Below are 22,669 nucleotides of genomic sequence, written 5' to 3' on the forward strand. Positions count from 1 at the left end.
GGTTGCGGGCCGCCCGCTGAGGCAGGCGGCCCGCTTCTCCTTCTGGACTATGCCCGAATAGTTTTCGAAGCCCGGTTATTGCTCGACGCCGACGATCGAGAGATCGATGCCGCCGAAGAAGTAGCCCACCTGGGCGTTGCGGACGTTGGAACCCACCACACTGTTGGTGTGGCTGCGGATGAGCGGGACGATCGGGTAGGTCTTCAGGGCTGAGCCGAACGCCTCGGACCATTTCTTGCCCAGTTCCTCGGAGGTGCCGTCCGTATTGCGGAGATCGAACATGGCCTTGGAAACTACGGGATCGAAGTATCGGGACGTGTTGGAGAAGCCGTAGCTGGTGCCTTCATTGTTCGGTCCCAGCAGGGGGTCCGCGGAGGTGCGGACTGACGCCGGGTCGGCACCTCCGCACCAGCCGGAACGGCCCATGTCCGGCAGCTGCTCGCTGGCCAGGACGGAGTAGTAGTTGGGTGCCGGGATCGGTACCAGCTCAACCTCGATGCCCAGGGCCTTGAGGTTCTGCTGGACAACCGTGCCGGTGTTCTTGAAGGCGTCCCGATTGTTGGCGTAGCCGTACGTCAGGGTCTTGGGGAAGTCCTTGCCTTCCAGGAGCTTCTTGGCTTCTTCTAATTTGGGCTTACCCGTGGGGTCCAGTTCGAGCTCGGTCTCCACGTAGCCGCGCATCTTGGCGTTCAGCGGGCTCTGGGTGATTTCGCCGAAGCGTCGTCCACCGTACTGAACCAGGATCGACTGGCGATCCAGGGCTAACGCGATCGCCTTGCGGACGTCCGGGTCCTTGATCTTTTCCGTGTTCAAGCTCAGGACGTCGTTGCATCCCAGAAGACCCGAAGCCACCCGGTCTTTCACCTGGGCATCAGCCAGCTTGGCGGAGTCAGAGGTCTGCAGCGCACCGTTGGAATCAAGGGTGATGGCATTCGGATCAGAGTCCGCCAGAAGCTGCTGGCTGATGGTGGCCTGCGAGGTGGAAAGCGAGAAGCTGAACGTGTCCGGGAGTGCTGAGCGGTTGGGGTCCGTCGCGGGATCCCAGTGCGGGTTGCGAACCAGTTTGAGGGACTTGCCACGGTTGTAGGACTCCACCATGTACGGTCCCGAGGACACCGGGTGGTTGGTGTAGTCCAGCTTGGTGTCCTTGGCCTTCGGGACAGGAGCGGTATTGGACCGGGATGCCAACGCCGGGAACTCGGCGAACGGTTTTTTCAGATGGAAGACCACGGTGCGCTCATCAGGCGTTTCAACGGCCTTGAGCACAGCGGAAGGATCCTTGTACGGCCCCTTGTACCCGCCGGCGTCGAGCGCTGCGTTCAACTCTTGCGGCGCCTGGGTGAAGACATCCTGCGCGAAGGTGCGCTCCACGCCGTACTTGATGTCCGCTGAGGTGATGGGTGTTCCGTCCTCGAACTTCACGCCTTCCTTGAGGGTGAAGGTCCAGCTGAGGCCGTCGTCGGAGACCTTGCCGGTGTCCGTTGCGAGGTCCGGGACCACTGTTGGCGGCTGGCCCGCTGTTTCCTTGGCCATGGTCAGGGTGCGGTAGTACAGCTGGCCAACATTTGCCGTCTGAACGTAGTTGCTGTTTCCGGGGTCCAGAGTCTGGAAATCGGAAGACATCAGGACGTTGATGTTGCCGCCCTTGGCAGTGAAGCCGGACTTGACCACGTTGGGCGCCAGTTCCGTGACCGACCCGGCGGGCTTGGAACTGCTTGGCTGGCTTTGGCCGGCTCCACAGCCGGTAGCGGCCATGGCGATCAACACCGAAAGTGCCAGAGCTCTTGCAGGGGTTTTCATGATGCTCCTTGTGAGGGGGGTGAAAGGCGATGCGGGGGATGAGTGTTAGTGGCGCGAAGCTTTAGGGTCAAGGGCGTCCCGGACGGCGTCGCCCAGGAGGTTGAAAGCCAGGACGGTGACGATGAGCATGATGCCGGGGACAGCGAGGAACCACGGATCACTGAGGTACCAGTTGCCGGATTGGGCGGCGTTGAGCATCTGGCCCCACGACGGTGTGGGGTCCTTGACGCCGACGCCCAGGAAGGACAGTGCCGCCTCGGCCGAGATGTTGGTGGGGATCAGCATGGTGGCGTACACCAGGACGACTCCCATGACATTGGGAATGATCTGTCGGAAGAGAATGCTGAGGTGTGAGGCGCCAAAGGATCGGGCGGCTTCCACGAACTCGCGCTCGCGGAGGCTCAACACCTGTCCACGGACGATTCTTGCGAGGTAGGCCCAGCCGAAGAAGCCCAGGATGATGACCAAGGAGGCCATGGGCAGGAAGCTTCCTTCACCCAGCGGCGTATCCCTGAGCCGTGACTGCAGGATGGGCGTCAGGGAGAGCACCAGGAGTAGGTGCGGGAAGGCCAGGAACAAGTCCATGATGCGGCTGATGATGGCGTCGGTCTTGCCACCGAAGTAGCCGGCGGCCGCGCCCAGGACAGTTCCGAGGACCACCGAAACAACGGTTGAGAGCAGGGCGATGGTGAGGGAGACCTGTCCGCCGTACGCGAGTCTCGCGAAGAGGTCGCGTCCCAGCCCGGGCTCCACACCCAACCAGTGCTGGGCGGACGGGTACATGTAGCCGGGGAGCGGCAGGCCGGGCGTTTGAAAGTCGTCCAGAACTTCGGGGCTGGTATTGGACGTGTAGGGATCGTTGCCGGACATGGCACTCAGGACGGGAGCCAGGATGGCGAACAGCAGGATGGCGACCACCATGCACAGGCTGAGGAGGGCGATCTTGCTGCGCCGGATCCTCATCCAGGCAGTGGCGAGGAGGGAACGCGCTTCGGCAGGTGCCTTGGCCTCCGGCGACGTTGCAGGAGGAAGCGGCGGGCTGCCGATGCTTGGTTCGACGGACTGTATCTGGGTCAACGGTTCTGCTCGTTTCATGATCAGGAGCTGGCTCCGGAGTTCTTGTATACCAAAATAGACTAGAGCAGGATTGATGCGATGTAAATCACAAATAATGTACTGTTTGGAATACCAGAGAGTATTACGAGCTGTCCTTGGCGGACAGGAAACAGGAGTCGCCGTGCCTACCAAGGTCACCGCCCGCTACGTGCTGGGCCATCACACCGGACGCCACGTGCTGCTGGAAAACGCGTGCGTGGTCTACAGCGGCCACACCATTGACTACGTGGGAAATGACTACACAGGTCAGGTGGGCGAGGAACGCGATCTTGGCGATGCCTTGCTCATGCCCGGCCTGATCGACCTCGATGCCCTCACGGACATTGACCACCTCATCCTGGACAGTTGGGCAGGTCCGGAGCAGGCCAAGGGTCACCAGTGGTCCGAGGACTATTTCCGTTACCGCCGCGCTGACGTCTTCACCGCCGAAGAACGCCAGGAGGTCCGCGAGTACGCCCTGATCCAGCTGATTCTGCACGGCATCACCACGTACATGCCCATCGCATCGGAAGTTCACTCCGAGTGGGCTGAACCTTTCGAAGAACTCGTGGGCATGGCTGAGTCCAGCCGACGCCTGGGCCTGCGCGGCTACCTGGGCCCGGCGTACCGCTCGGGAGTCAACGTCGTGTTGGAGAACGGCGAACGTTCAGTGATGTTCGACGACGAGCGCGGGCGGGAGGGGCTGGCCGATGCCTTGCGCTTCATTGACCACGCAACGGAACTCGATGACCCGTTGGTCAACGGAGTCCTGCTACCGTGCAGGATCGAGACACTGGACATCGAGCTGCTTAAGGCCACCGCAGCAGCGTCCAGCGAGCGGGACATCCTGGTGCGTCTGCACTCACTCCAGGGCCTCGTGGAGCGCGAGCTCATCCTTGACTGGCACGGAGTGACACCCTTGGAGCTTTTGGAACAAGTAGGGATGCTCAACGAACGCCTGCTGATCCCGCACGCCACCTACACGGACCGAAATCCTGCGGTCCACGGCGAGGACCGCGGCGACCTCACCCGACTGGCGGCCAGCGGTGCCAGCATCATTCACTGCCCTTTGACTTCCATGCGTTATGGCAGCACGCTGGATTCCTTCGACGCCTACAAGGCGGCAGGCATCAACATCTCCTTGGGTACGGACTCGTTCCCGCCGGACCTGATCCGCGGCATTGATGCCGGCGTCCAGCTCGCCAAGATCATGGCCGGGACCAATGACGCCGGCGACGTCGCCGGATATTTCGACGCCGCCACCCTGGGAGGAGCGCACGCATTGCGGCGTCCTGACCTTGGGCGCCTCGAATCCGGTGCCCAAGCAGATCTCGTGGCCTTCTCACTGGGAGACATCCGGGACGGCGTCCACGACGACCCGCTCCGGACCCTGATCCTGAACGGCACTGCCCGCCAGGCCGTGCTCTCAGTGGTGGCAGGCAGGACCATTATGAACAACGGTGTGATCGAGGGAGTGGACCTCGACTACTGGCGCGCAAAAGGGCAGGAGCTCTTCGATAAGATGCGCAACGCCTACACCGTCAGGGACGCCCGGAACCGTGCGGCGGATGAGTTGTTTCCTCCCGTGTATGCTCGGTTGGAACGCTGACCGGCGCCGTCCGGCACATGGAGCGGACACTGGCATGAAGGGAAGTTCGACAGTGGCTGAGGCGATGCCGGAAACCGGAAATGGCCGCGACGAAGAGGCCCGCGCGGAGAACGTCTACCAACTGGTGTTGGAGGGCATCGTCACGGGCACGTACGCGCAAGGTATGCGGTTGCGGGAACGCGAACTTTCGGAGCTTTACAACGTCTCCCGTATTCCCGTGCGCGAAGCCATTCAACGCCTGGAGCAGGACGGCTTCGTTGCAACCTTCCCGCGCCGCGGTGCCGTGGTGCGCCAACTGACCCTGACCGATGTCAACGAACTCTTCGACGTCCGTCTCTGCCTGGAGACATTCGCCGCGCGGATGGCCGCCACGCGTGTAGCCGAAGGACGCGACGGCGGGCGTTTGGAAGAACTTATGGAGGCCTCCAAGGCAGCGATCGACGACGAACGCACCGACGACGTCGCCCTGATCAGCGCCGAGCTCCACGCCGAAATCGTTCGCCTATCCGGGAACAGGCTGCTGATTGAGTCCGTGAAGCCGCTGTTCGGAAGGATGCGCTGGATCTTCGGGCTGGCCCACAACCGCAGCAACGAACTCCAACGCGATGAGCACACGGAACTTTGCAACGCGATCCTGAAGGGTAAGCCGGACCTGGCCTACTCGCTGGCGTACTCGCACATTGAGCTGGGCCGCGAACCAGTCCTGGCCGGCCTCGCCGAGACGCTGGAGCCGTAGCTAGTCGTCAGCGTCCGGGTACTCGTCCTCGTCGTCGTACCGGCCGGATTCCTCCACCTCTACCTCAAGGATCTTCAGCAGTTCCGTGTCCGGGTTCAGCATGATGGCAGCTTCGTCACGGCGGTGTTGCAGCACCGTGTCCAAGTAGGACTGGACGGTCTCAGCCAACGGGACGTACCTGTCCTGCTTCTGGCTCATGTACCAGCGGTGCTCCAGGACCTCGTGCACCACTTCCGCGGGCTCCAGTTTCCCGGCCAAGTGCCGGGGAATGGAACGCACAATGGGCTCGAAGATCTGGCTGACCCAGATATGGGCGCTGATTTCCTCGTCCAGGTCCGGGTTGTTGTCCGCCCGGAACTGGTCCATGTCGTTGAGGAGCCGGCGGGCCTGGTTCTCCTGGGCGTCCAGTCCGGTAAGGCGAAGCAGCCGCCGCTGGTGGTGGCCGGCGTCGACAACTTTCGGCTGGAGCTGGATGGTGGAGCCATCCGCCGTGGTCTTGATGGCGTACTCCTCCACGTCGAAGCCGAGCTCGTTGAGACGCCTGATGCGGGCGGCCACGCGCCACCTTTCACCAAGCTCGAAGGACTCCTTCTCCGTCAGCTCAGTCCAGAGCCGGCGGTAGCTGTCCATGATCAGCTCACTGGTGGCTACGGGATCCACTTTTTCCTCGATGAGCCCGCCGTCCAGCAGGTCCATCAGTTCGCCGGCGATGTTCACGCGGGCGATTTCGAGGTCGTATTCGCGTTGGCCCATGGAGAGGTCCGGGTAGAGCTCGCCCGTCTCGGCATCGACCAAGTACGCGGCGAAGGCGCCGGCATCACGGCGGAACAATGTGTTGGAGAGAGAAACGTCGCCCCAGTAGAAGCCCACAAGGTGCAAGCGCACCAGCAACAGTGCCTGGGCGTCGATCAGGCGAGTCAAGGTGTCTTTGCGGAGCATCTGTGAGAACAGTGCGCGGTACGGCATGGAGAACTTCAGGTGCCGTGTGACCAGTACGGGGTTCAGCGGCCTGCCGTCCGCGGTGGTCCTGCCCGTAATGACGGCCACGGGCTCAACACAGGGAACGTCCAGCCGGGCCAGCTTCCGCAGCATGTGGTACTCGTGGCGGGCAACGTGCTCGGACGTTTCCTTGATGGCGATCACCGAGCCACCCAAGTGCGCGAAGCGGACGATGTGCCGGGAGATGCCGCGGGGGAGCGCGGCCAGGTTTTCGGCGGGCCAGTCTTCCAAAGCAATATGCCACGGGAGGTCCAGCAATTCCGGATCCGCAGCAGCTGCAGTGATGTTAAGGGAACCGATGACACTCGCAGGCGGCGCCGTGTCCTGCGCACTGGCGGCCTCGGTCCTGGGGAGCTTGCCGATCTGCCCGTAGTCGGTGGGTTCGTCGTGCCACTGGGCTTCGTTTTGCTCGCTCATGCCTCAATTGTTCCGTACTTGGAAGGGAAGGACGGCGTCGCGTCCGGAAACGGCCAGTTCGACGTCGCGGACCATTCGACGTCGGGCGCCTCCTGGAAGGCGACTCCCTGGCTGGCGAGCCGCTCGCCCAAGGCGCCCAAGCGGCGTCGGAAGTCACCCGCGTTGCGGACTTCCTGACCGGACCAGGCAACCTCGGCCAGGGAAATCGCCCTCGGGTAAAGGAGCCACTGGGCTTGCTGGTTGTCACGGACTGTTTCAGTCCACAGGGGACCTTCGACGCCAAGGATCCGGTGATCTTTCAGCCCGCCTTGGGCAGGATCCCAGTTGTAGTACTCCGCCCAGGTGAACGGTCCGCCTTCCACCCACTCGAGTCCAACTGGCGAGTCCGGCGCGTATTTTTGGTCCAGGTACGTATTGGCGGCCGGCGACATGATCACGGGTGAACCGCCGGACTCCGCCTGTTGGACAACCGGAGCGAGGTCGCCGTGCCAGTACTGGATCACAGCGCCTTGGGGAAGGGCGCCCGCGGCGTACTCGTTCCAGCCGACCACCGTTTTGCCGGTCCCGGCGGCAATCCTGGCAAACTCCTGAACCATAGTCACGTAGTTCTCATGCCCGGTCACCAAGGCTTCGTCGCCACCAATGTGGAGGTACGGGCCGACCGTGATGGCAGCGAGCTGGCCGAGGACTTCCCGGACGAACTCATATGTTGCCGGCAAGTCCGAGCTGAGAGTCGACCAGCCCACCTCCGCCGTAGTGCTCATGGGCTTGGCTTGGCCGTCAGGGTTGAGCTGCGGAATGGCGGCGAGGGCAGCATTGACGTGTCCCGGGAGGTCGATCTCGGGTACCACGAGGACGTTCTTGCTCGCGGCATAGGCCTGGATGTCCTTGAAGTCCTGCTGCGTGTAAAACCCTTCGCGCCCCCTCGCCGGCATCGCCGTGGGCACCTCTACAGCGCCTTGGCCGCCGATCGCGGTCAGATTGGCGTAAGGCAGCCCGGACGGGTTGCCCGCGGACCCGGGATCGTGAATTTCGATGCGCCAGGCTTGGTCGTCCGTGAGGTGCAAATGAAGGGCGTTCAGCTTGAACTGCGTCATGACGTCGATCTGCTCTTTCACCTCCTCCACGGTGAAGAAGCTGCGGGCGACGTCCAGCATTAGCCCGCGGTACGCGAATCGCGGGGCGTCCGCAATCTCGACGGCGGGAATCACCCAAGTGCCAACACCCGGGTTGGAACCCTCAATGGCGGCTGGGAACAACTGACGGAGCGTCTGCACTCCGTTGAAGAGTCCAGCGGCAGTAGAGGCCGTGAGCCCGGCCCCACCTAGGGTGACGCTTAGCGCATAAGCTTCCGGGCCGCCGTCGAACGTGTCCGTCAACTCGAGGGAGATGTCGCCGGGGCGGGTGTCCTCAACGATGGGCAATTCGAAACCCGTGGCGCCGCGCAGCAGCGAGGCCAACTGCTCGGCGACCGGCACCGCTTGGCGGGGAGCGGCGATCCGGGCGGCAGGGGCAAGCGTGAAGGCCGACCCGTCCACAAGAGCGACGTGCGAAGGACGGGGGATCAGGTTATCTGTGGTGTTCATGCCGTTCTTTCCAGGAGAAAGGTTAACGCGAGAGCGGCCCGACCGGGAGGGGTCGGGCCGCTATCTAAATGCGGAACGTACAGACGCGTCAGCGCCGGGATGGGCCCACGCCGGCAGGGTTCCCTGGCCGAGCGAAGCGAGGCTAGGGTGCCGGTGGGGACTAGTCGCCCAGGCGGAGGCCGGTCTTCGTGTCGAACAGGTGCACGTGGCCGGACTGCGGACGAACGAAGATGGACTCGCCCTTCATCGGGGGGCGACGACCGTCGACGCGGGCAACGATGTCGTGGCTCTTGCCATCCAGGATGGTGTGGCCGTAGACGTAAGCGTCAGCGCCGAGTTCTTCGACGACGTCAACCTCAACCTGGAGGCCTTCGCCGTTGCCGACGGTCTCAAGGTCTTCCGGACGGGAACCCACCGTGACGGTCTGGCCGTGAGCTTCTTCGAGGATGTTGCGCGGGACGGGGTAAACCGTTCCACCGAACTGGACGCCGCCGTCCACTACAGGTAGTTCAAGCAGGTTCATGGCCGGGGAGCCGATGAAGCCTGCAACGAAGACGTTCTGCGGGCGGTCGTAAAGGTTGCGCGGGGTGTCAACCTGCTGCAGAAGACCATCCTTGAGGACTGCAACGCGGTCACCCATGGTCATTGCTTCGACCTGGTCGTGCGTCACGTAAACGGTGGTGACACCGAGACGGCGGGTCAGGGATGCGATCTGCGTACGGGTCTGGACGCGGAGCTTGGCATCAAGGTTGGAAAGCGGCTCATCCATGAGGAAGACCTGCGGGTTACGGACGATTGCACGGCCCATGGCAACACGCTGGCGCTGACCACCGGAGAGTGCCTTCGGCTTGCGGTCCAGGTAAGCCTCAAGGTCAAGAAGCTTGGCGGCTTCGCGGACGCGCTCGGCGCGCTCTTCCTTGGAGACGCCGGCAATCTTCAGGGCGAAGCCCATGTTGTCCGCAACGGTCATGTGGGGGTACAGGGCGTAGTTCTGGAAGACCATTGCGATGTCGCGGTCCTTCGGCGGTACGTCGGTGACGTCGCGATCGCCGATCAGAATGCGGCCGGCGTTGACGTCCTCAAGGCCTGCGAGCATGCGCAGCGAGGTGGACTTACCGCAACCGGAGGGTCCAACGAGGACCAGGAATTCGCCATCGGCGATGTCGATGTTGAGCTTATCGACGGCGGGCTTATCTGTGCCCGGGTACAGACGCGTAGCGTTATCAAAAGTAACTGTAGCCACAGTTATCAATCCCTTCACCGGCAGGTACGTGCCGGACGATCCGTTGTGAATGGTTCATTTTCTTCAGTTGAACTCCCCGGCCGATGGCCGGGGAGGATCGTGTGACGTCGCACGGTACTGTGCGTCACATCACATCCAAGAGTATGTCAGACTTTTGGACGAACTACCTAAATGTTACAAGCGTCACATGTTGCGCCGGTCACTCGCTAGGCCTCCGCAGTCACCCGCCGACGTTCCCGCAGCAAGGCTTCCAGCAACTCTGCCACGTGCACCGGCGCTTCCACCCGGTACTGCGCCTGGGTGAAGTCCAGGCCCACTTTGATGCCGACGTCGTCACCCATCAGCCGGCCCAGCGCATCCTCATCCGTGACGTCGTCACCCGCAAACAGGATGGCTGTTGCACCCGTTGCCTGACGGAGAAACTCCACGGCCTCACCCTTGGATGCGTGGACTACCGAGGTCTCCAGCACACGCTTGCCGGTCTTCAGGTAGACCCCCGGATGCTCGCGGAGCACGCGCATGGCGGCCTCGACGGCGTCTTCGGCAACGTCGTCGTCGGCCATCCTCGTGTGGAGGACGACGCCGGCAGGCTTGTCCTCGAGCAACGTCCCCGGAGCGATGTTCACGATTTCCGCAAGAACCTCGCGGACCGCTGCAAGCTTCAGCCGCTGATCTTCGTCCAGTTCCAGGCCCAAAGAACCCTCACCCAGCCAGACCTCGGCGCCATGGCTGCCGATCAGCAGCGTATCCACCGGAGGCGAGGCGACCAGCCGCAAACTGTCCAGTGCGCGGCCCGAGATGAGTGCCGTCGTCGTGCGTGGCAGTTTTGCCAGGGCCTCCAGCGCAGCGGCGGACCGGGGCAGGGGGCGTGCGTCCTCCGCGTGGTCGACGAGAGGGGACAACGTACCGTCGAAGTCGAGGGCAACCAGGAGGTGCTCCGTGCCGGAAATACGTCGGACGGCGTCCAACAGTTCCGGTGACAGGGTGAGGTTTTCAGCTGTCATCACGCACCACCTTTTCCTCCAACGCAGCCAGGAACTCGGCTGACCAATGATCCACATCGTGGTCCAGGATCTGCTTGCGCATCAGCTTCATGCGGCGGCGGGCCTCCTTGGGCGGGAGGTTCACGGCACGCAGGATGGCCGACTTTAGTCCGTCAATGTCGTGCGGGTTGATCAGGAGTGCTTGCTTGAGTTGGTCGGCGGCACCGGCGAACTCGCTGAGTACCAAGGCGCCGTCGTCTTCCGAGCGGGCGGTGACATACTCCTTTGCCACCAGGTTCATGCCATCGCGCAGGGCGGTTACGAGCATGACATCCGCCGCGAGGTACAGCGCCACCATTTCCTCCACCGGATAGCTGTGGTGCAGGTAGCGGACTGCCGTGTTCTGGATGGTGTCGTAAGTGCCGTTGATGTGGCCAACCGTGCCTTCGATCTCCTCGCGCAGCAGCCTGTACTGCTCCACGCGTTCACGGCTGGGGCTCGCCACCTGGATGAGGGTTGCATCTTCCACCTTGATGCTGCCTTCGCGGAGGAGTTCCTCGAAAGCCTTCAGACGGTGGCCGATTCCCTTGGTGTAATCCAGTCGGTCAACACCCAACAGAATGGTCTTGGGATCGCCCAGGTCCTTACGGATCTGCTTCGCCCGCTCGATGATGTCCGGTCTGGCCGCGAGCTCGCGGATCTGGTCAACGTCGATGGAGATGGGAAAGGCCTGCGCGCGGGCAATGTGGGTGACCTCGCCATCCGGGCCTTTCACATGAACCTGCTGCTGCTTGACGCTGGCACCCAGGAACCGGCGTGCAGAGCGCATGAAATTGCCTGCGTCGCTGGGGCGCTGGAAGCCCAGAAGGTCAGCGCCCAGCAAGCCGTCGATGATTTCCCGGCGCCACGGGAGTTGAGCGAAAATCTCCGGGGGAGGGAAGGGGATGTGGTTGAAGAAGCCGATCTTCAGGTCTGGCCGGGCCTCGCGGAGCATTCGCGGAACCAGTTGGAGCTGGTAGTCCTGGACCCACACGGTGGCGCGATCGGCTGCGTGGCGGATGATGGCGTCGGCGAATTTCTTGTTGACCTGGCGGTAGGAATCCCACCACGTACGGTGGAACTCGGGCGGTGCGATGACATCGTGGTAGAGCGGCCAGATGGTCGCGTTGGAGAAACCTTCGTAGTACAGCTCCACTTCGTGGCTGCTGAGCTGAACCGGAACCAGGTCCATGCCTTCGTGGCTGAACGGACGCACAGTCTCATCCGGGGCGCCATGCCAACCCACCCACGCGCCGTCGGACTTTGTCATCATCGGGGCGAGAGCTGTGACCAGGCCGCCGGGCGAACGACGCCAGCCATCTCCGCCGTCGTCGTTACCGTCGCTGCTGCACCGGTCCACGGGCAGCCGGTTGGAAACCACCATGAAATCGAACGTGCTCGCCGTGGGCTTCTTGGTTGGAGAAGCCTTGGCGCTTTGTTCGTTAGCGAGTTTTTCGCTTGCCAAATCCTGCATTAACGCTCCCTGGGGTTGCTGTGACTCAACTCCCAGCCTACTAGCGGAATCTTCCACGGCAGTTGATCGTTCAACTACCGGGCCGCGAGGTGTGGGGCAAAGCTCAAGTTTGCTCCCGTAAACTGACCCCGTTGCCCTAGCTATGCACTTGACGTCGAATACCCCGAGGAACTGATGAGCCCCGCAAACGAACCACGCCTGTCCAAGGCCGAAAAGACCGCCCAGGCGCGGGAGAAAGCGCGTGCAATCCGCGAAGAACAGCTGAAGAAGGAGAAGCGCAACAAGCTCCTTGTCGGCTGGGGCATCGTGGTGGCCGTGGTGGTCATCATCGCTTTGGTTGCGTTTGTTGTTATCGGTAACGCTCAGAACAACGCGCCCGTGGCTGACCAAGGGCCAACACCGGCCAACGGCAACGTTCATGGCGGCATCACGCTGCTTGCCAACACGGAAGTTGTGAAGTCCGAACCCGCCTCCGTCAACGTGGCAGATGTGCCGGCTCCTCTTGCTACCAAGCCGGCTACGGTGACCGTACCGGGTGGCGAGGCCGAGGCCGGCAAGCCCGTCAAGGTTGTTGCCTACATCGACTTCATCTGCCCGGTCTGCAAGCAGTTCGAGACCGCTTACGGCGAGTCACTCACGAACCTTCGCAACGAAGGCAAGATTTCCGTCGAGTACCGCGCCCTCGGCTTCCTGGACCGCCAGTCCACCACCAACTACTCGTCACGCGCAGCCAACGCTGCTGCCTGCGTAGTCAACTCTTCCCCGGAGAAGTACGCGGAATTTTTCAACCTGCTCTTCGAACGCCAGCCGGCTGAAGGCGGAGCAGGCATCTCCGACAACGACCTCAAAAAAATGGCCACCGAAATTGGTGCGGCAAACATCGACTCCTGCATCGACAGCAAGCAGTTCCGTCCGTGGGTGAAGGTCGCCACGCAGGAAGCTGCAGCAATCGGCGTCACCGGTACGCCCACCGTGTTCATCGATGGCAAGCAGTGGGACGGCAGGTCCGACCTCAACGCCGAGATCCAGACAGCAATTGGCGCCAAGGGCTAACCCCTTTGAAAAATCACGACGGCGGCTGGTCACCCTTGCGGGAGGCCGGCCGCTGTTGCTTTGTAGCGGTGTTGAGCGGTGAATTTCGTTGACGGGGATGGTCTGGGCTAACCTTATCTAGCGCTCTTTTGCGCTTTGCTTCGGGTAACCGGAGCGTGCCTCCTTAGCTCAGTTGGCCAGAGCACCGCTCTTGTAAAGCGGGGGTCGTCGGTTCGAATCCGACAGGGGGCTCCACGAACCCCTCCATCCCGGCGATTTTGCCGGGAACGGAGGGGTTTTTCGTGCCTGCAATGCAGGGCACTACACGTTTACTGCACGCTTTCAAAAAGCCGGACGGCGCCGGCGCATGCTCTGAAGATTGGCGCGGACACGGGCCATGCGGCCGGCGGAGCAATGTCGCGTTGGTGGCGACGGTTTCTTGGCTTGTCCCGGGGCAGTTCATCGGCCCGAGACTCCATGCCAAGGTAACCGCGAACCAGAAGCCCGAAGCCTAAGCATTCGGTTCGTCGGCCAGACATGAGGGACACGATTGCTTCGGCATGCTGTGAAGGCCACGGGCAGCCTGAAAATATCGAGCTTTCCGGCCTTAGTGGTGCCTGTTCCGGCGTCCTGCCCGGTCGGCGAAGGTATCCAGGGCTGCGATGATGTCTGGAGCCACCCACACGCGGGTGCCGCGGGCCGCTGGCCAGGCGTTCCAGCCTTATGGTTTAGCGGGGATCTGGCGCTTATCCCTAACGGTTAACTGCGGGGTCGCATTCGAACACTGCAGGGTTGCGCTGCAGGCCTTCCAGCGAGCAACGACTTCGCTGACTTTCGAAGAGAACATCGACGTGTCCCATGGACCATCCTGAAGCAGCGCGATACCCGTTGCCCCACTTGAGATCGAGGACCTGGCCACCTTTGGATTCGACCTTGGCTATGATCTCGGCCCTTTGCCTTGAATGGTCAAGCTGCATATTGATTCCGTAGGCGATGAACCCCAGCAGAATCACGACCGAGAGCGCGACCGGTATCCGCCGCTCGAGGGTCTTCCTTCGCTGGGATCGGCGTTTCCTCGAGGGCTTCTGCGCCGGCGGTTCGTCCGGGTTCATCAGCTTCCCGCGGTTGCTGTCGAAGCCGCGGCGGGGCAATACTTTGATGCCGATGACTCCGGGAGCCGTAGACGTTGAGGACTCAACCAGTAGTCATAGAGTGGCTGTTCCAGTGCTTTCCAGGGGTCATCGGGAAGGAGTGTGCAGGAATTCGTGCTCAGATGAAGATTGATCTCGCCCCCGGTATTTCCGTTCTCCTCCCTGGTGCGGGATGCAAGCCCTATGCCCAAGGTGAACTCCTGACCAGTGGCGTCCAGCCTGTCGATCGTCGCGGTCAGGTGGGGCCACAGCGTTGTTTGATCCAACGGCCTTGGTGGCTGCTGCGGAATCTCTGTGTTGAAAGGGGTCACGTGTGAGTCACTTACGTTGTACACCATCATCTTTATGAGGCCCTCGGGTTCATAACTGGGCTGGCGTAGGCCAGAGGAAACGGTGACATAGGTGCCATCCGGGGTGTCACCCTGCCAGGCGGTGCCGGCCGCCCTGCCGAGCCCGATCAATTCCTTGTCTGGAAGCTGACCTAAAGTATCAAAGAGGACCCGACCTGCGGTGGTGTCATTGGCTCTGTCTGACACGGCGCCGGTAGTTGGCGTGGTGATCTTCCAATAGGTGGTTTTGGTGTCCAGCTCTGCCGGAATGATGCTGGGAGCCCTATCCAGCTCCTCTGGACTGAGGTTGAGGTGCAACCCTACCTTCAGCTCAAATTCATCAGTGTCGCCGTCGTACTCATTCCGGGAATACAGCTGGCTCTTTGGGTCCACCTCGTGCTGGAGTCTCACCCAGTTTGATGCAACAAACTGAAATTCCTCACGGGAGAGGTCATCCTGTCCGCTAAGCATGCCCACGGCGAGAGTATCGGAATAGAGAACGAACCGACTCTCGTCGCGGTCGGCCACAAACAGTGCCCAGTCCTCCAGTGCAGCTCCGGTTTCATCGACGCCCTCATGCATCGTCCACAAAATGTTCTCCACCTCAGCTGCCGTGCAGTTCGGTGAGACGCCGATTCGGTAGTAGACGACTGGGCCCCTCACTGCGATGTTCCCTCCGCGGGGATCACTGTCTACCCAGGTGACGCATGGCATCGAGGCGAGCTTGCGGTCCAGACCGAATAAATTCGGAGTTGCGAGTGGGGCGGCAATTCTGTACACACATGATGCCAGCAGCACAATCACCCCCAGGAGGATCCCGAGGCCTATGATCCGGCCAGTGCTTAGTGGTCGCTTTTTCGGTTCGGTGGATGCCGAAGGTTGGTCCATCATGCGATCTCTACGGAGATAAGGTGTCCAGACGCGACTGCTACAGGCCGAGCAACCACACCGTCATCAAAAGCAATTCCCATGCCTGTCTCCCCATAGCAGAACAATAAATCCAACGAATAGCATAACTCCTGTTGCTTCCAGGTAGGGCCTTGGCAGGCGCACGAATTCCAGGAAGGACGAATGCCCGATGAACCGAAGAAGCACCGTTTCCTGGCCATCGAACAGGTCGCCGAAGAACTCGACGTCTCCAACCTTGCTGATGCTAGTGCCATTGCGCGCCGCAGCGATGGGAATCAGCGGCTGCATCACCACGAGTACATGCCTGTGCAGTGCCGGGCAGTGCTTCCCGGGTGCTGCTGGGCGCACGCAAGGTTCATGTTTACCCATTGCAGCCTGAGCTGGCGCTGCCAAACCTTCAGCAGTCCCTTCTCAGCACGGGTGCAGTGTCAGTGGTTCGATGTTCTGTGACGCCAGGCTCCAGACGGCATCCCGGCTGGCGGCTGTGTGGACGTACCAATCCCCGTCCGCAGAGCTCTGCCAGCCGTAGTGCCACTGTGGGCTGAGGCGGAGTTCGCCCGCTTTTGGGCGCCGTGCCGCGTTGCCCATCGCTTTCCATAAGGCTTCACCTTGGGTCCATTGCTCGATGCCAACACTGGGCACACCCGTGACGCGCCCCAGCCATCTGAAGGCGGCGTTCCGTCTCTTTGGTGTCTCAATGTCCACACCGACCCAACTTCTTGCCCGTGCTGCGACAAGAATATTCTGCGTGTGTGAAACCGACCAGCCTGACAAACAGCTTCCGCAAAACCACCTGCCGTCCTCTGCCCGGATGACGTGGCAGGGTCGGGACAGGTCATCCGGGCATCGGGTCGACTTCGCCGCTTCCGCGAGAAAGCGGGCACCGGACCGGGACCTGTACCGCCCAAAGTCGTCAGTAGGTGCTGGGCCTGTCGAATGAATCCATACATCCACCATCCTGTTACGTCGCGATGGTGACGGATTGGAAACTGCCTCCGGCCTCACACGTGGATACCAGGGTCCGGTAGACCTCTCCGGCCTTGCCGCTGCCTGGTACGAGTCCTGCAGGGCCGGACGCGACGACTCCGGCGTTGCCTGGGATGAACTTTTCCTGGCTCATCCACACTGCTTGTGCGACACCCAACAGACCACCTGAGGCGCCCGCATCGCCGAAGATTGCCTTGGGCGTCGAAATAGGTCGCCCGCTCAGGCCAGTTGCCGCCAATGCCTCGATCTCCAAGGTATCCACGGCTTCCCGCCCGCAAGCGGCAGCAACGACGGCATCAACGGTTTCCGGTGAATGGCCGTCGAGGGCCAGCCGGAAGGACCGCGCCCAAGCCCCTGACCCTTGGCGCAGACGGCTGGGGCCACTGCCGTCACCGGTCATGCCAAAGTTCTCGATGCGGCCAAGAACTCTCCCGGGATCGACGCTGTCTTCGCTTTCCAACAGGATGGCCACGGCGGCACCGGAGATGACCCGGCCCGAGTTCGTGTAGGGGAGGCAGACCGAACGTGCCAAGTAGCCCGGAATCGGCGCGTAGGCGGCGAGCATCGCGTGCGGTGCTTCGTCCGCCGCCAAGACGATCATCCGGTCCACGACCCCGTTCGAGATGAGGTTCTGGGCGAAATGGAGCGCAGTGATAGCCCCCGTGTTGCCGGCACATATGGTCGCAGTGGGTCCTTGCAGCTTGTTCAACAACGCGACGTGCCCGGGCGCGGCGTTCATGACCGTGTTCGGGAACAGCAGGGCGTTGCCGCTGCCCGTAGTCAGGAGCTCACGTTCGAACGCCTCAACGGTGGAGATCGGTCCGGTGCCGGTGGCGAACAACAGCCCGGTGCTGGTTGCCTCCGCTCGTGAGAGGCCCCGTTGTTTCAGGAGTTGGCTGACAGCCAGCGCCGACCTGCGTCCCAAGGTGTCCATGTGACGCAGGTACTTTGGGTCGATCCCTTTTTTGAGCTTGTCGACCGGAATGTCGCCAAAGGGGAAGGATCCGAATCCCTCGACCTCGACAGTCCCGTCACCGTAGACGGGCCGGCCCTCGAAAAGGGCGGCCTTTACGTCCTCAGTGGTGACGGCATCACCGGCAAGTGCGCCGATGCCGGTGATGACCACCGGTCGTACGCTCTTTGGTGCTTGGGCTGAGGGGTCGGCGCTGTATTCCCGGATGGCCAGCGAAGCGTTGTTGCCGCCGAAGGCAAACGAGTTTGAAAGCACGGTTTTCAGCCGCGCCTTCTTGGCTGTTTCTGCAACGATGTCCAGGCCTGTGGGTGAGCGCAGGCCGTCGGGTGTGACCGTTGGAGGCATCTCCTGGTTTTGGATGGCAAGCACTGATGTCACCGCTTCAATGGCTCCGGCGGCACCAAGGGTGTGTCCGATCATGGACTTCGTGGAACTTGCCGGGGGAGCGGCGCCCTCTCGCAGGTTGGCTATGGCTTTGGCTTCGACGCTGTCATTAGCAGCCGTTCCGGTTCCGTGGCCGTTGACGTAGTCGACGTCGTCGACAGTGTTCCCGGACATCCGCAGTGCCGCGTGCATGGCCCGTAACGCTCCTCGGCCCATGGGGTCCGGCGCTGTAGCGTGGTAAGCGTCGGCGCTGAGCCCGTACCCTGCGATTTCAGCGTAGATCGCAGCTCCCCGGCCGACAGCCGAAGCTTCACTTTCCAGAACAAGGAAACCAGCTCCTTCACCCAGGTTGAGTCCCGAACTCCGGGTGTACGGTGCGCAATGCAGGGGATCCAGTGCCTTCAGGCTGGAGAAACCACCGAAGGACAACAGCGCGAGCGGGTCAACGCCGCCGGCGAGGACCATGTCAGCGGCGTCGGATTCGAGGAGTTCGATCCCGTAGGCGATGGCGACAGCGCCGGCCGCGCAGGCGTTGGATTGGACACTCCGGGGTCCGAACAGCTGGAACTCAGAGGCAAGGTAGTCCGCGACGCTATGGAGTGGGTATTGCCGCAGCAGACCGGTGTTGGCCTTACGCAATCCGTCCTGTATCCACTGGCGATGGAATTCTTCTCCACTGCGGGCCCCACCCAACGATGTTCCCAATGACAACGCGATTCTGGTCCGGTCAACGGAGGTCTGGTCGACCCGGGCATGAGTCAAAGCTTCGGTCGCGGCGGCTGAAGCCAGCCTGTGGCAGCGATCAACGTAAGTGGTCCGGGACGACGGGGGCCCCGTTTCCACTTCCGACTCGACTTGGCCACCCATCGAACTAACCAGACCATCGGTAGGAACTACGGTCGTTCGAACGATCCCCGATTTTCCGTTGGATATGGATTCCCAGCTTTGTTCTGCGTCCGGGCCCACTGCTGCTCTGAGGCCGAAACCGGTGACAACTATTTTCATGGCTTAACCGATCGGTTCGGTCCAGGAGACCGGATCAACTGAGGGGCGCGAAATCGTCGTCAAGGTCACGCCGCCTGCTTGCAGTTCCAGACCCGGCACGTTGAAGGGGGCATCCAAGAGGGCCAGGGCGAACCCTTGTGGTTGCCCAGCGGAGGGAAGCGTATGGTGGATCCGGCCGATTTCGGTTTCCCCTGCGGTAACGCTGGTTCCTGCCGCCGGGATCGATGACGTGGTGGCAGTGACGGCGACTAGTGAACGCGCGGCTTTTTCCTTCTCAAGCTGGTCGCTGCCGAGGAAGTCGTCATCACGGTCCGCTGAGAGCATCCAGAGGGCAGCAGCTTCCCGGACGGTCAGGCCACTGAATTGCTCAGGGTAGAGGGGGTGGCTGACTTCGGCCTGAGCGCGCTGTAGTGCCTCGGTGCCGACTCGTTGGCCGCCTAATTCCGTGGCGATCGTTGAAATGAACTTCAGCAGCGCGTCACGGTCGGTGTCCGGAGCGAGAATCAGGTAGCCGTACTCGGCGGTGGTGCCGGTACGGATAATGGTCGCCGGCTGCTCTGATACCGGCAACGTCGCAGTGCAGCTTTCGCCCAAGAGGACGCCTGCGATTTCTTCGTCGGCGAAGTCTTGGACAACTTTCCAGGCCACGGGTCCTTCCACAGCTACGACGGCGGTGGACGCGGACAGGTCGGTGACGCGGACGGATTCCAGTCCGCGTTGCTTCGCGATGGTGGTGATGTCGACGTCGATGGGCTGTTCTGCAATCAGCAGGACGCGTTCCTCTTCGATATAGGCCGCGACGTGGCCTGCAACGGAAGCATCTTCCCTGAGGACCAATGATTCAACGACGCTTCCGGGTTGGGCGAATTCGGTGCGTTTGGCTAGCAGGAAGGAAACGAGTTCCTCCCGCTGCTCGCCGGCGATTTCGAGAACCAGTTCACCGGTGGGGTAAACGGCGGCGGTGGAACGAATTGCCTCGTAGTCAGTCGTAGCTGTCATGACGGATTCTCCTTGATGGTTGTGGTGGGGCTCCCTAGTTCCTGAGCGGAAAGGAGCCATGATGTCGTGTTGGTGTCCTCGGCTCTGGCGAGGAGGGACAGCAGGAGGTACTCACCGGAGGACCTGATCAAAATTTCGGGATGGCTGCCTTCGTCGTTTTCGATGACCAACCAGGTGGTCCCGCCCAGACCTATGGCCGCTCTCCGCACTGAGGCCCGCCACGGAGTCCGGTCCCGGGCTGCTGCCCACCACAGGTCGGTATTGGTATCCGTCTGAAAAAGGATCGGCGCCCAGTTTCGGGCCTGCATTTGGGCGTTCGGCGTGAGGTGCGTGACCTGTTCAGACCCGTTGGCGCCGTCAACGACGATGCGGAGCGCTGTCAGATCGCTGTCGCGCTGCTGGATTTCCCAGCGGGGTCGATCTGATGGGCTGTCAGCGAGGTGGGATGTGCAACCATCGCTGCCCCACTCGATGCCTTGCTCCGGGTCTTCTCGCCCTCCCTGGTCCGAGACCCAAAGACCGGAATGCCATGCCGTCAGGGGCCCAAGTGTCCGTGTTTTCGGGAACGGCGCCGCGAGGACCTGAGTTTGGCCTGACTTCCACGAAACGATGCCCCGGTCGGGAGCAACGAGCAAAAACCCGTTGCTCCCTACGGCCTCAAGCACATCGACACGCGACCTTTCCGCCGCCACCCACTGGATGGGCTTCCAATCCCCCTGGGTTCCGGAGGATAAGGGGTGAAACACCGGTGTTAATGAAGGAAGGATTTCCGGGTTTTCGGGAACGGGCATAGCATCTGCGCCGTCGAAGAGGTCCACGTCATACAGGATGGAGCCGTTCTCGGAGGACGCCGCCGGAAGATGGGAGCCTTCGACGCGGAGCTTCCCATCCGAGTTCCAGGTAGCAGCCAATGCGAGCCCCAGCGCAGTATCGGTCCAAAGGGCGGAAGCGCCGTTGCTTTGATCATCGAAGGCACTTTCGGCGGCTTCAAAGTCGGTCCTGTCCGGCGGCCAGATACCGCGGACGATTGGACCGCCTATGGGGCGCTGGCGGTTTTTCGTGTTGAGGTGGAATTCCCCTGAACGTAGATTCACCCACGGGAACGCCGTCACCTTTTGATTTCTTTGGTGGCTCACTGCGATGCTGATTTTGCTGCCATGAACACGGATTTCGCGGGTAATCGGTCCCTGCCGGGTCGTCCATCCGTCGGGAAGATCCTGGCACGTGACGTTCAGCGCGGCGGGACGGCGCCAGAAAGGTGCACCGTCGGCTCCTACGGGGAAATGATCGGTCAGTACCGGACCCGGGTGCCGAGGATGCTCAATCGTCAACGTCCCTGCCGCGTTCAGGGAGATAGTGAAAGCGCCAAGCCGGCGGGAGCCGATTGAAGGCCCGTGGTTGCCGTTCGGAGCAGCACGTTGAGGGGATTCCGGCCAGTCGAAGAGTTGGCCGTTGTGGCGCGCCTGGACGACGGCACCTGTTGACATGTTGACCTGGACTTCAACGACGTCCTTCTTCACGGGGAAGGTGTAGGTCAGCAGCGGGGTGCCGTCCTGGACGGAGACGCCGTCCATGAGGTCTTTGCCGCGGGCTGAGCCCATGCTTCGCCAGGAGTACTTCGAAAACATGTCCTCTGAGGAGGCGCCGGCAAAGGGCGTTTGAAGCAGATCTGATACGACGCCGGGGAGGAAACTGATGAGTTCGATGTAGCCGTCCTCATCAGGCCTGATGATGCCTGCCGTCCTGAAGCCAACCCGTCCGTAGAGCGGGAAAGCCTTTTGGTTGGCTGGATCAACTTCAAGGCGCAGAGCCCGGACACCCTGTTCGACCAGCTTGATGAAGGACTGCATGAACAGGTCACCGGCCAGGAAGCCCATCCGGTAGCCCGGGTCGATGAGGAACATGCCGGAAAAGAGTTCTCCGTCGCCGGCGACCCGTCGGCCCGAGACCTTCAGGTAGCCTATGGTGCCAACAATGTTCCCGCGGTCTTCCCCCACCATGAACAGTGCTGCGCCGCGTTCTTTCAACACTGCGTTAACGTCGTTGCCAGTAAGAGGTGAGCCGCTCTGGATCGTGCCGTAGTTGTTTCGGTTGTAGAGCTCCGCGACACGTGCCGCGTCCAGTTCCGGGTCGTAGAGCCTTACTGCCGGTTTCATGTTGATGGGTCCGGGTCTATGCGTGCAAGAGCCAGGGACCCGGAGGCCACGATCTTGCCGCTGACTTTGATGTCGACGCTGAAGTCCGCAAGATTGGCGTGGCTTACGCCCGCGCGTGCTTGGATGCTCAGCACATCGCCAGGGTAGACCGGGGTGATGAACTTGAATTTGCGCACTGACGCCAGGTACCCAAGGACGGGGCCGTCTTCACCTGTAGGGGAGCCCAACAGGAGCCCGCACAGCTGTGCCGAGGCTTCAATCATGTAGACGCCAGGGTACACGGGGTTGTTGGGGAAGTGGCCTTGGAAGACGGGGTCCGAGATCGTGATGTTCTTGATTCCAGTCGCGGATTTGCCGTAGTTGAGGTCTTCAACCCTGTCCAGGAGGACCATGGGGTGACGGTGTGGGAGCCGGGCCAGGATGTCGCTGGCCTTGAGGGCGATGGACATTGCCCTTGCCCCTAGTCGTCGTCGCTGTTGGCAGCGATGAAATCGGCAATCTTGTTGATTGACCCGAAAACTGTCCGGTCCTCGTCGGTAATGTAGACGCCGAACTCCTCTTCAACCAAGCTCACGATTTCAAGGGTGTCGAGGCTGTCGAGTTCGAGTCCGCGCCCAAAGAGAGGCTGGTCGTCCTCGATCTGGTCACCGGTGATGGGCAACTCCAATCCTTCGGACAGCAGGTTTTTCAGGCGGGCGTTGAGTTCGGTCCTCTTCCGCCCGGCGGACAGGGAGGCTTCATAAATGTCGTTCATTGGGAGTTC

19 protein-coding genes and 1 tRNA gene are annotated in these 22,669 nt (G+C 61.8%); 4 read left to right on the plus strand and 16 right to left on the minus strand.

The genetic code is table 11. The features are described 5' to 3' along the window. Nucleotides 1-75 precede the first annotated feature (75 nt). Complete coding sequence (locus ACZ881_RS21230; RefSeq protein ID WP_178996081.1) at nucleotides 76-1,800, minus strand: ABC transporter substrate-binding protein; 1,725 nt, start codon at nucleotides 1,798-1,800, stop codon at nucleotides 76-78. A gap of 45 nt (nucleotides 1,801-1,845) precedes the next feature. Continuing rightward, a complete protein-coding gene (locus ACZ881_RS21235) occupies nucleotides 1,846-2,895 on the minus strand; it encodes an ABC transporter permease (RefSeq protein ID WP_476117872.1) in 1,050 nt (349 codons plus the stop codon). A gap of 142 nt (nucleotides 2,896-3,037) precedes the next feature. Here ACZ881_RS21235 and ACZ881_RS21240 point away from each other — a divergent pair, with 142 nt between their 5' ends. Further along, a complete protein-coding gene (locus tag ACZ881_RS21240; protein WP_476117873.1) occupies nucleotides 3,038-4,504 on the plus strand; it encodes a chlorohydrolase family protein in 1,467 nt (488 codons plus the stop codon). A 34-nt stretch (nucleotides 4,505-4,538) separates the two neighbouring features. Continuing rightward, entirely contained in the window at nucleotides 4,539-5,240 is a 702-nt protein-coding gene (locus ACZ881_RS21245) for a GntR family transcriptional regulator (RefSeq protein WP_243836685.1), read from the plus strand. Here ACZ881_RS21245 and ACZ881_RS21250 read toward each other — a convergent pair whose 3' ends face one another. The 5 genes from ACZ881_RS21250 to ACZ881_RS21270 all read right to left on the minus strand — a co-directional run bounded on the left by ACZ881_RS21250 (nucleotide 5,241) and on the right by ACZ881_RS21270 (nucleotide 11,981). Further along, nucleotides 5,241-6,656: a DUF4032 domain-containing protein gene (locus ACZ881_RS21250; RefSeq protein WP_011773665.1), complete on the minus strand. Its 1,416-nt coding sequence runs from the start codon at nucleotides 6,654-6,656 to the stop codon at nucleotides 5,241-5,243. Next, on the minus strand, nucleotides 6,653-8,242 hold the full coding sequence (locus ACZ881_RS21255; RefSeq protein WP_476117874.1) for a beta-N-acetylhexosaminidase: 1,590 nt from the start codon (nucleotides 8,240-8,242) through the stop codon (nucleotides 6,653-6,655). The genes ACZ881_RS21250 and ACZ881_RS21255 overlap by 4 nt, the downstream gene beginning before the upstream one ends. 160 nt (nucleotides 8,243-8,402) lie before the next feature. Beyond that, nucleotides 8,403-9,485, minus strand: a complete 1,083-nt coding sequence (locus ACZ881_RS21260) for an ABC transporter ATP-binding protein (RefSeq protein WP_089593814.1) — start codon at nucleotides 9,483-9,485, stop codon at nucleotides 8,403-8,405. Between the two features lie 206 nt (nucleotides 9,486-9,691). Next, nucleotides 9,692-10,489: a trehalose-phosphatase gene (gene otsB, locus ACZ881_RS21265; protein WP_091465546.1), complete on the minus strand. Its 798-nt coding sequence runs from the start codon at nucleotides 10,487-10,489 to the stop codon at nucleotides 9,692-9,694. Beyond that, entirely contained in the window at nucleotides 10,479-11,981 is a 1,503-nt protein-coding gene (locus ACZ881_RS21270; RefSeq protein WP_091465547.1) for an alpha,alpha-trehalose-phosphate synthase (UDP-forming), read from the minus strand. Before ACZ881_RS21270 ends, otsB begins: the two co-directional genes overlap by 11 nt. Nucleotides 11,982-12,155: 174 nt before the next feature. Here ACZ881_RS21270 and ACZ881_RS21275 point away from each other — a divergent pair, with 174 nt between their 5' ends. Continuing rightward, nucleotides 12,156-13,034, plus strand: coding sequence for a DsbA family protein (locus ACZ881_RS21275; RefSeq protein WP_091465549.1), 879 nt, complete (start codon nucleotides 12,156-12,158; stop codon nucleotides 13,032-13,034). Nucleotides 13,035-13,191: 157 nt separating this feature from the next. Continuing rightward, nucleotides 13,192-13,268 (plus strand) — tRNA-Thr (locus ACZ881_RS21280). Nucleotides 13,269-13,765: 497 nt separating this feature from the next. Here the strand turns inward: ACZ881_RS21280 and ACZ881_RS21285 are convergent. The 9 genes from ACZ881_RS21285 to ACZ881_RS21325 all read right to left on the minus strand — a co-directional run bounded on the left by ACZ881_RS21285 (nucleotide 13,766) and on the right by ACZ881_RS21325 (nucleotide 22,660). Next, the gene (locus tag ACZ881_RS21285; RefSeq protein WP_476117875.1) at nucleotides 13,766-14,125 is read right to left on the minus strand and encodes a hypothetical protein; all 360 of its coding nucleotides are present in this window, start codon (nucleotides 14,123-14,125) and stop codon (nucleotides 13,766-13,768) included. Continuing rightward, entirely contained in the window at nucleotides 14,125-15,156 is a 1,032-nt protein-coding gene (locus tag ACZ881_RS21290; RefSeq protein ID WP_476117876.1) for a hypothetical protein, read from the minus strand. Before ACZ881_RS21290 ends, ACZ881_RS21285 begins: the two co-directional genes overlap by 1 nt. Nucleotides 15,157-15,447: 291 nt before the next feature. Further along, nucleotides 15,448-15,696, minus strand: a complete 249-nt coding sequence (locus ACZ881_RS21295; protein WP_476117877.1) for a hypothetical protein — start codon at nucleotides 15,694-15,696, stop codon at nucleotides 15,448-15,450. 117 nt (nucleotides 15,697-15,813) lie between these two features. Continuing rightward, the gene (locus ACZ881_RS21300; RefSeq protein WP_476117878.1) at nucleotides 15,814-16,107 is read right to left on the minus strand and encodes a hypothetical protein; all 294 of its coding nucleotides are present in this window, start codon (nucleotides 16,105-16,107) and stop codon (nucleotides 15,814-15,816) included. 256 nt (nucleotides 16,108-16,363) lie between these two features. After that, a complete protein-coding gene (locus ACZ881_RS21305) occupies nucleotides 16,364-18,751 on the minus strand; it encodes a beta-ketoacyl synthase N-terminal-like domain-containing protein (protein ID WP_476117879.1) in 2,388 nt (795 codons plus the stop codon). Nucleotides 18,752-18,754: 3 nt separating this feature from the next. Next, complete coding sequence (locus ACZ881_RS21310; RefSeq protein ID WP_476117880.1) at nucleotides 18,755-19,750, minus strand: aminomethyl transferase family protein; 996 nt, start codon at nucleotides 19,748-19,750, stop codon at nucleotides 18,755-18,757. Further along, nucleotides 19,747-21,906: a GNAT family N-acetyltransferase gene (locus ACZ881_RS21315; protein WP_476117881.1), complete on the minus strand. Its 2,160-nt coding sequence runs from the start codon at nucleotides 21,904-21,906 to the stop codon at nucleotides 19,747-19,749. Before ACZ881_RS21315 ends, ACZ881_RS21310 begins: the two co-directional genes overlap by 4 nt. After that, nucleotides 21,903-22,355, minus strand: a complete 453-nt coding sequence (fabZ, locus tag ACZ881_RS21320) for a 3-hydroxyacyl-ACP dehydratase FabZ (protein ID WP_476117882.1) — start codon at nucleotides 22,353-22,355, stop codon at nucleotides 21,903-21,905. The genes ACZ881_RS21315 and fabZ overlap by 4 nt, the downstream gene beginning before the upstream one ends. Before the next feature lie 11 nt (nucleotides 22,356-22,366). Then, nucleotides 22,367-22,660 carry an acyl carrier protein gene (locus ACZ881_RS21325; RefSeq protein WP_054808455.1) on the minus strand — a complete coding sequence of 98 codons (294 nt, stop codon included), beginning with the start codon at nucleotides 22,658-22,660 and terminating at the stop codon, nucleotides 22,367-22,369. Nucleotides 22,661-22,669: the final 9 nt, after the last annotated feature.

Source organism: Paenarthrobacter sp. TE3676 (assembly GCF_056279165.1).

Bases quoted from the DNA above. Each gene is read 5' to 3' on its own strand.
- ACZ881_RS21230 (WP_178996081.1), bottom strand. From the start codon at position 1,800: ATGAAAACCCCTGCAAGAGCTCTGGCACTTTCGGTGTTGATCGCCATG.
- ACZ881_RS21235 (WP_476117872.1), bottom strand. From the start codon at position 2,895: ATGAAACGAGCAGAACCGTTGACCCAGATACAGTCCGTCGAACCAAGC.
- ACZ881_RS21245 (WP_243836685.1), top strand. From the start codon at position 4,539: ATGAAGGGAAGTTCGACAGTGGCTGAGGCGATGCCGGAAACCGGAAAT.
- ACZ881_RS21250 (WP_011773665.1), bottom strand. From the start codon at position 6,656: ATGAGCGAGCAAAACGAAGCCCAGTGGCACGACGAACCCACCGACTAC.
- ACZ881_RS21255 (WP_476117874.1), bottom strand. From the start codon at position 8,242: ATGAACACCACAGATAACCTGATCCCCCGTCCTTCGCACGTCGCTCTT.
- otsB (WP_091465546.1), bottom strand. From the start codon at position 10,489: ATGACAGCTGAAAACCTCACCCTGTCACCGGAACTGTTGGACGCCGTC.
- ACZ881_RS21270 (WP_091465547.1), bottom strand. From the start codon at position 11,981: ATGCAGGATTTGGCAAGCGAAAAACTCGCTAACGAACAAAGCGCCAAG.
- ACZ881_RS21275 (WP_091465549.1), top strand. From the start codon at position 12,156: ATGAGCCCCGCAAACGAACCACGCCTGTCCAAGGCCGAAAAGACCGCC.
- ACZ881_RS21285 (WP_476117875.1), bottom strand. From the start codon at position 14,125: ATGAACCCGGACGAACCGCCGGCGCAGAAGCCCTCGAGGAAACGCCGA.
- ACZ881_RS21305 (WP_476117879.1), bottom strand. From the start codon at position 18,751: ATGAAAATAGTTGTCACCGGTTTCGGCCTCAGAGCAGCAGTGGGCCCG.
- ACZ881_RS21310 (WP_476117880.1), bottom strand. From the start codon at position 19,750: ATGACAGCTACGACTGACTACGAGGCAATTCGTTCCACCGCCGCCGTT.
- ACZ881_RS21315 (WP_476117881.1), bottom strand. From the start codon at position 21,906: ATGAAACCGGCAGTAAGGCTCTACGACCCGGAACTGGACGCGGCACGT.
- fabZ (WP_476117882.1), bottom strand. From the start codon at position 22,355: ATGTCCATCGCCCTCAAGGCCAGCGACATCCTGGCCCGGCTCCCACAC.
- ACZ881_RS21325 (WP_054808455.1), bottom strand. From the start codon at position 22,660: ATGAACGACATTTATGAAGCCTCCCTGTCCGCCGGGCGGAAGAGGACC.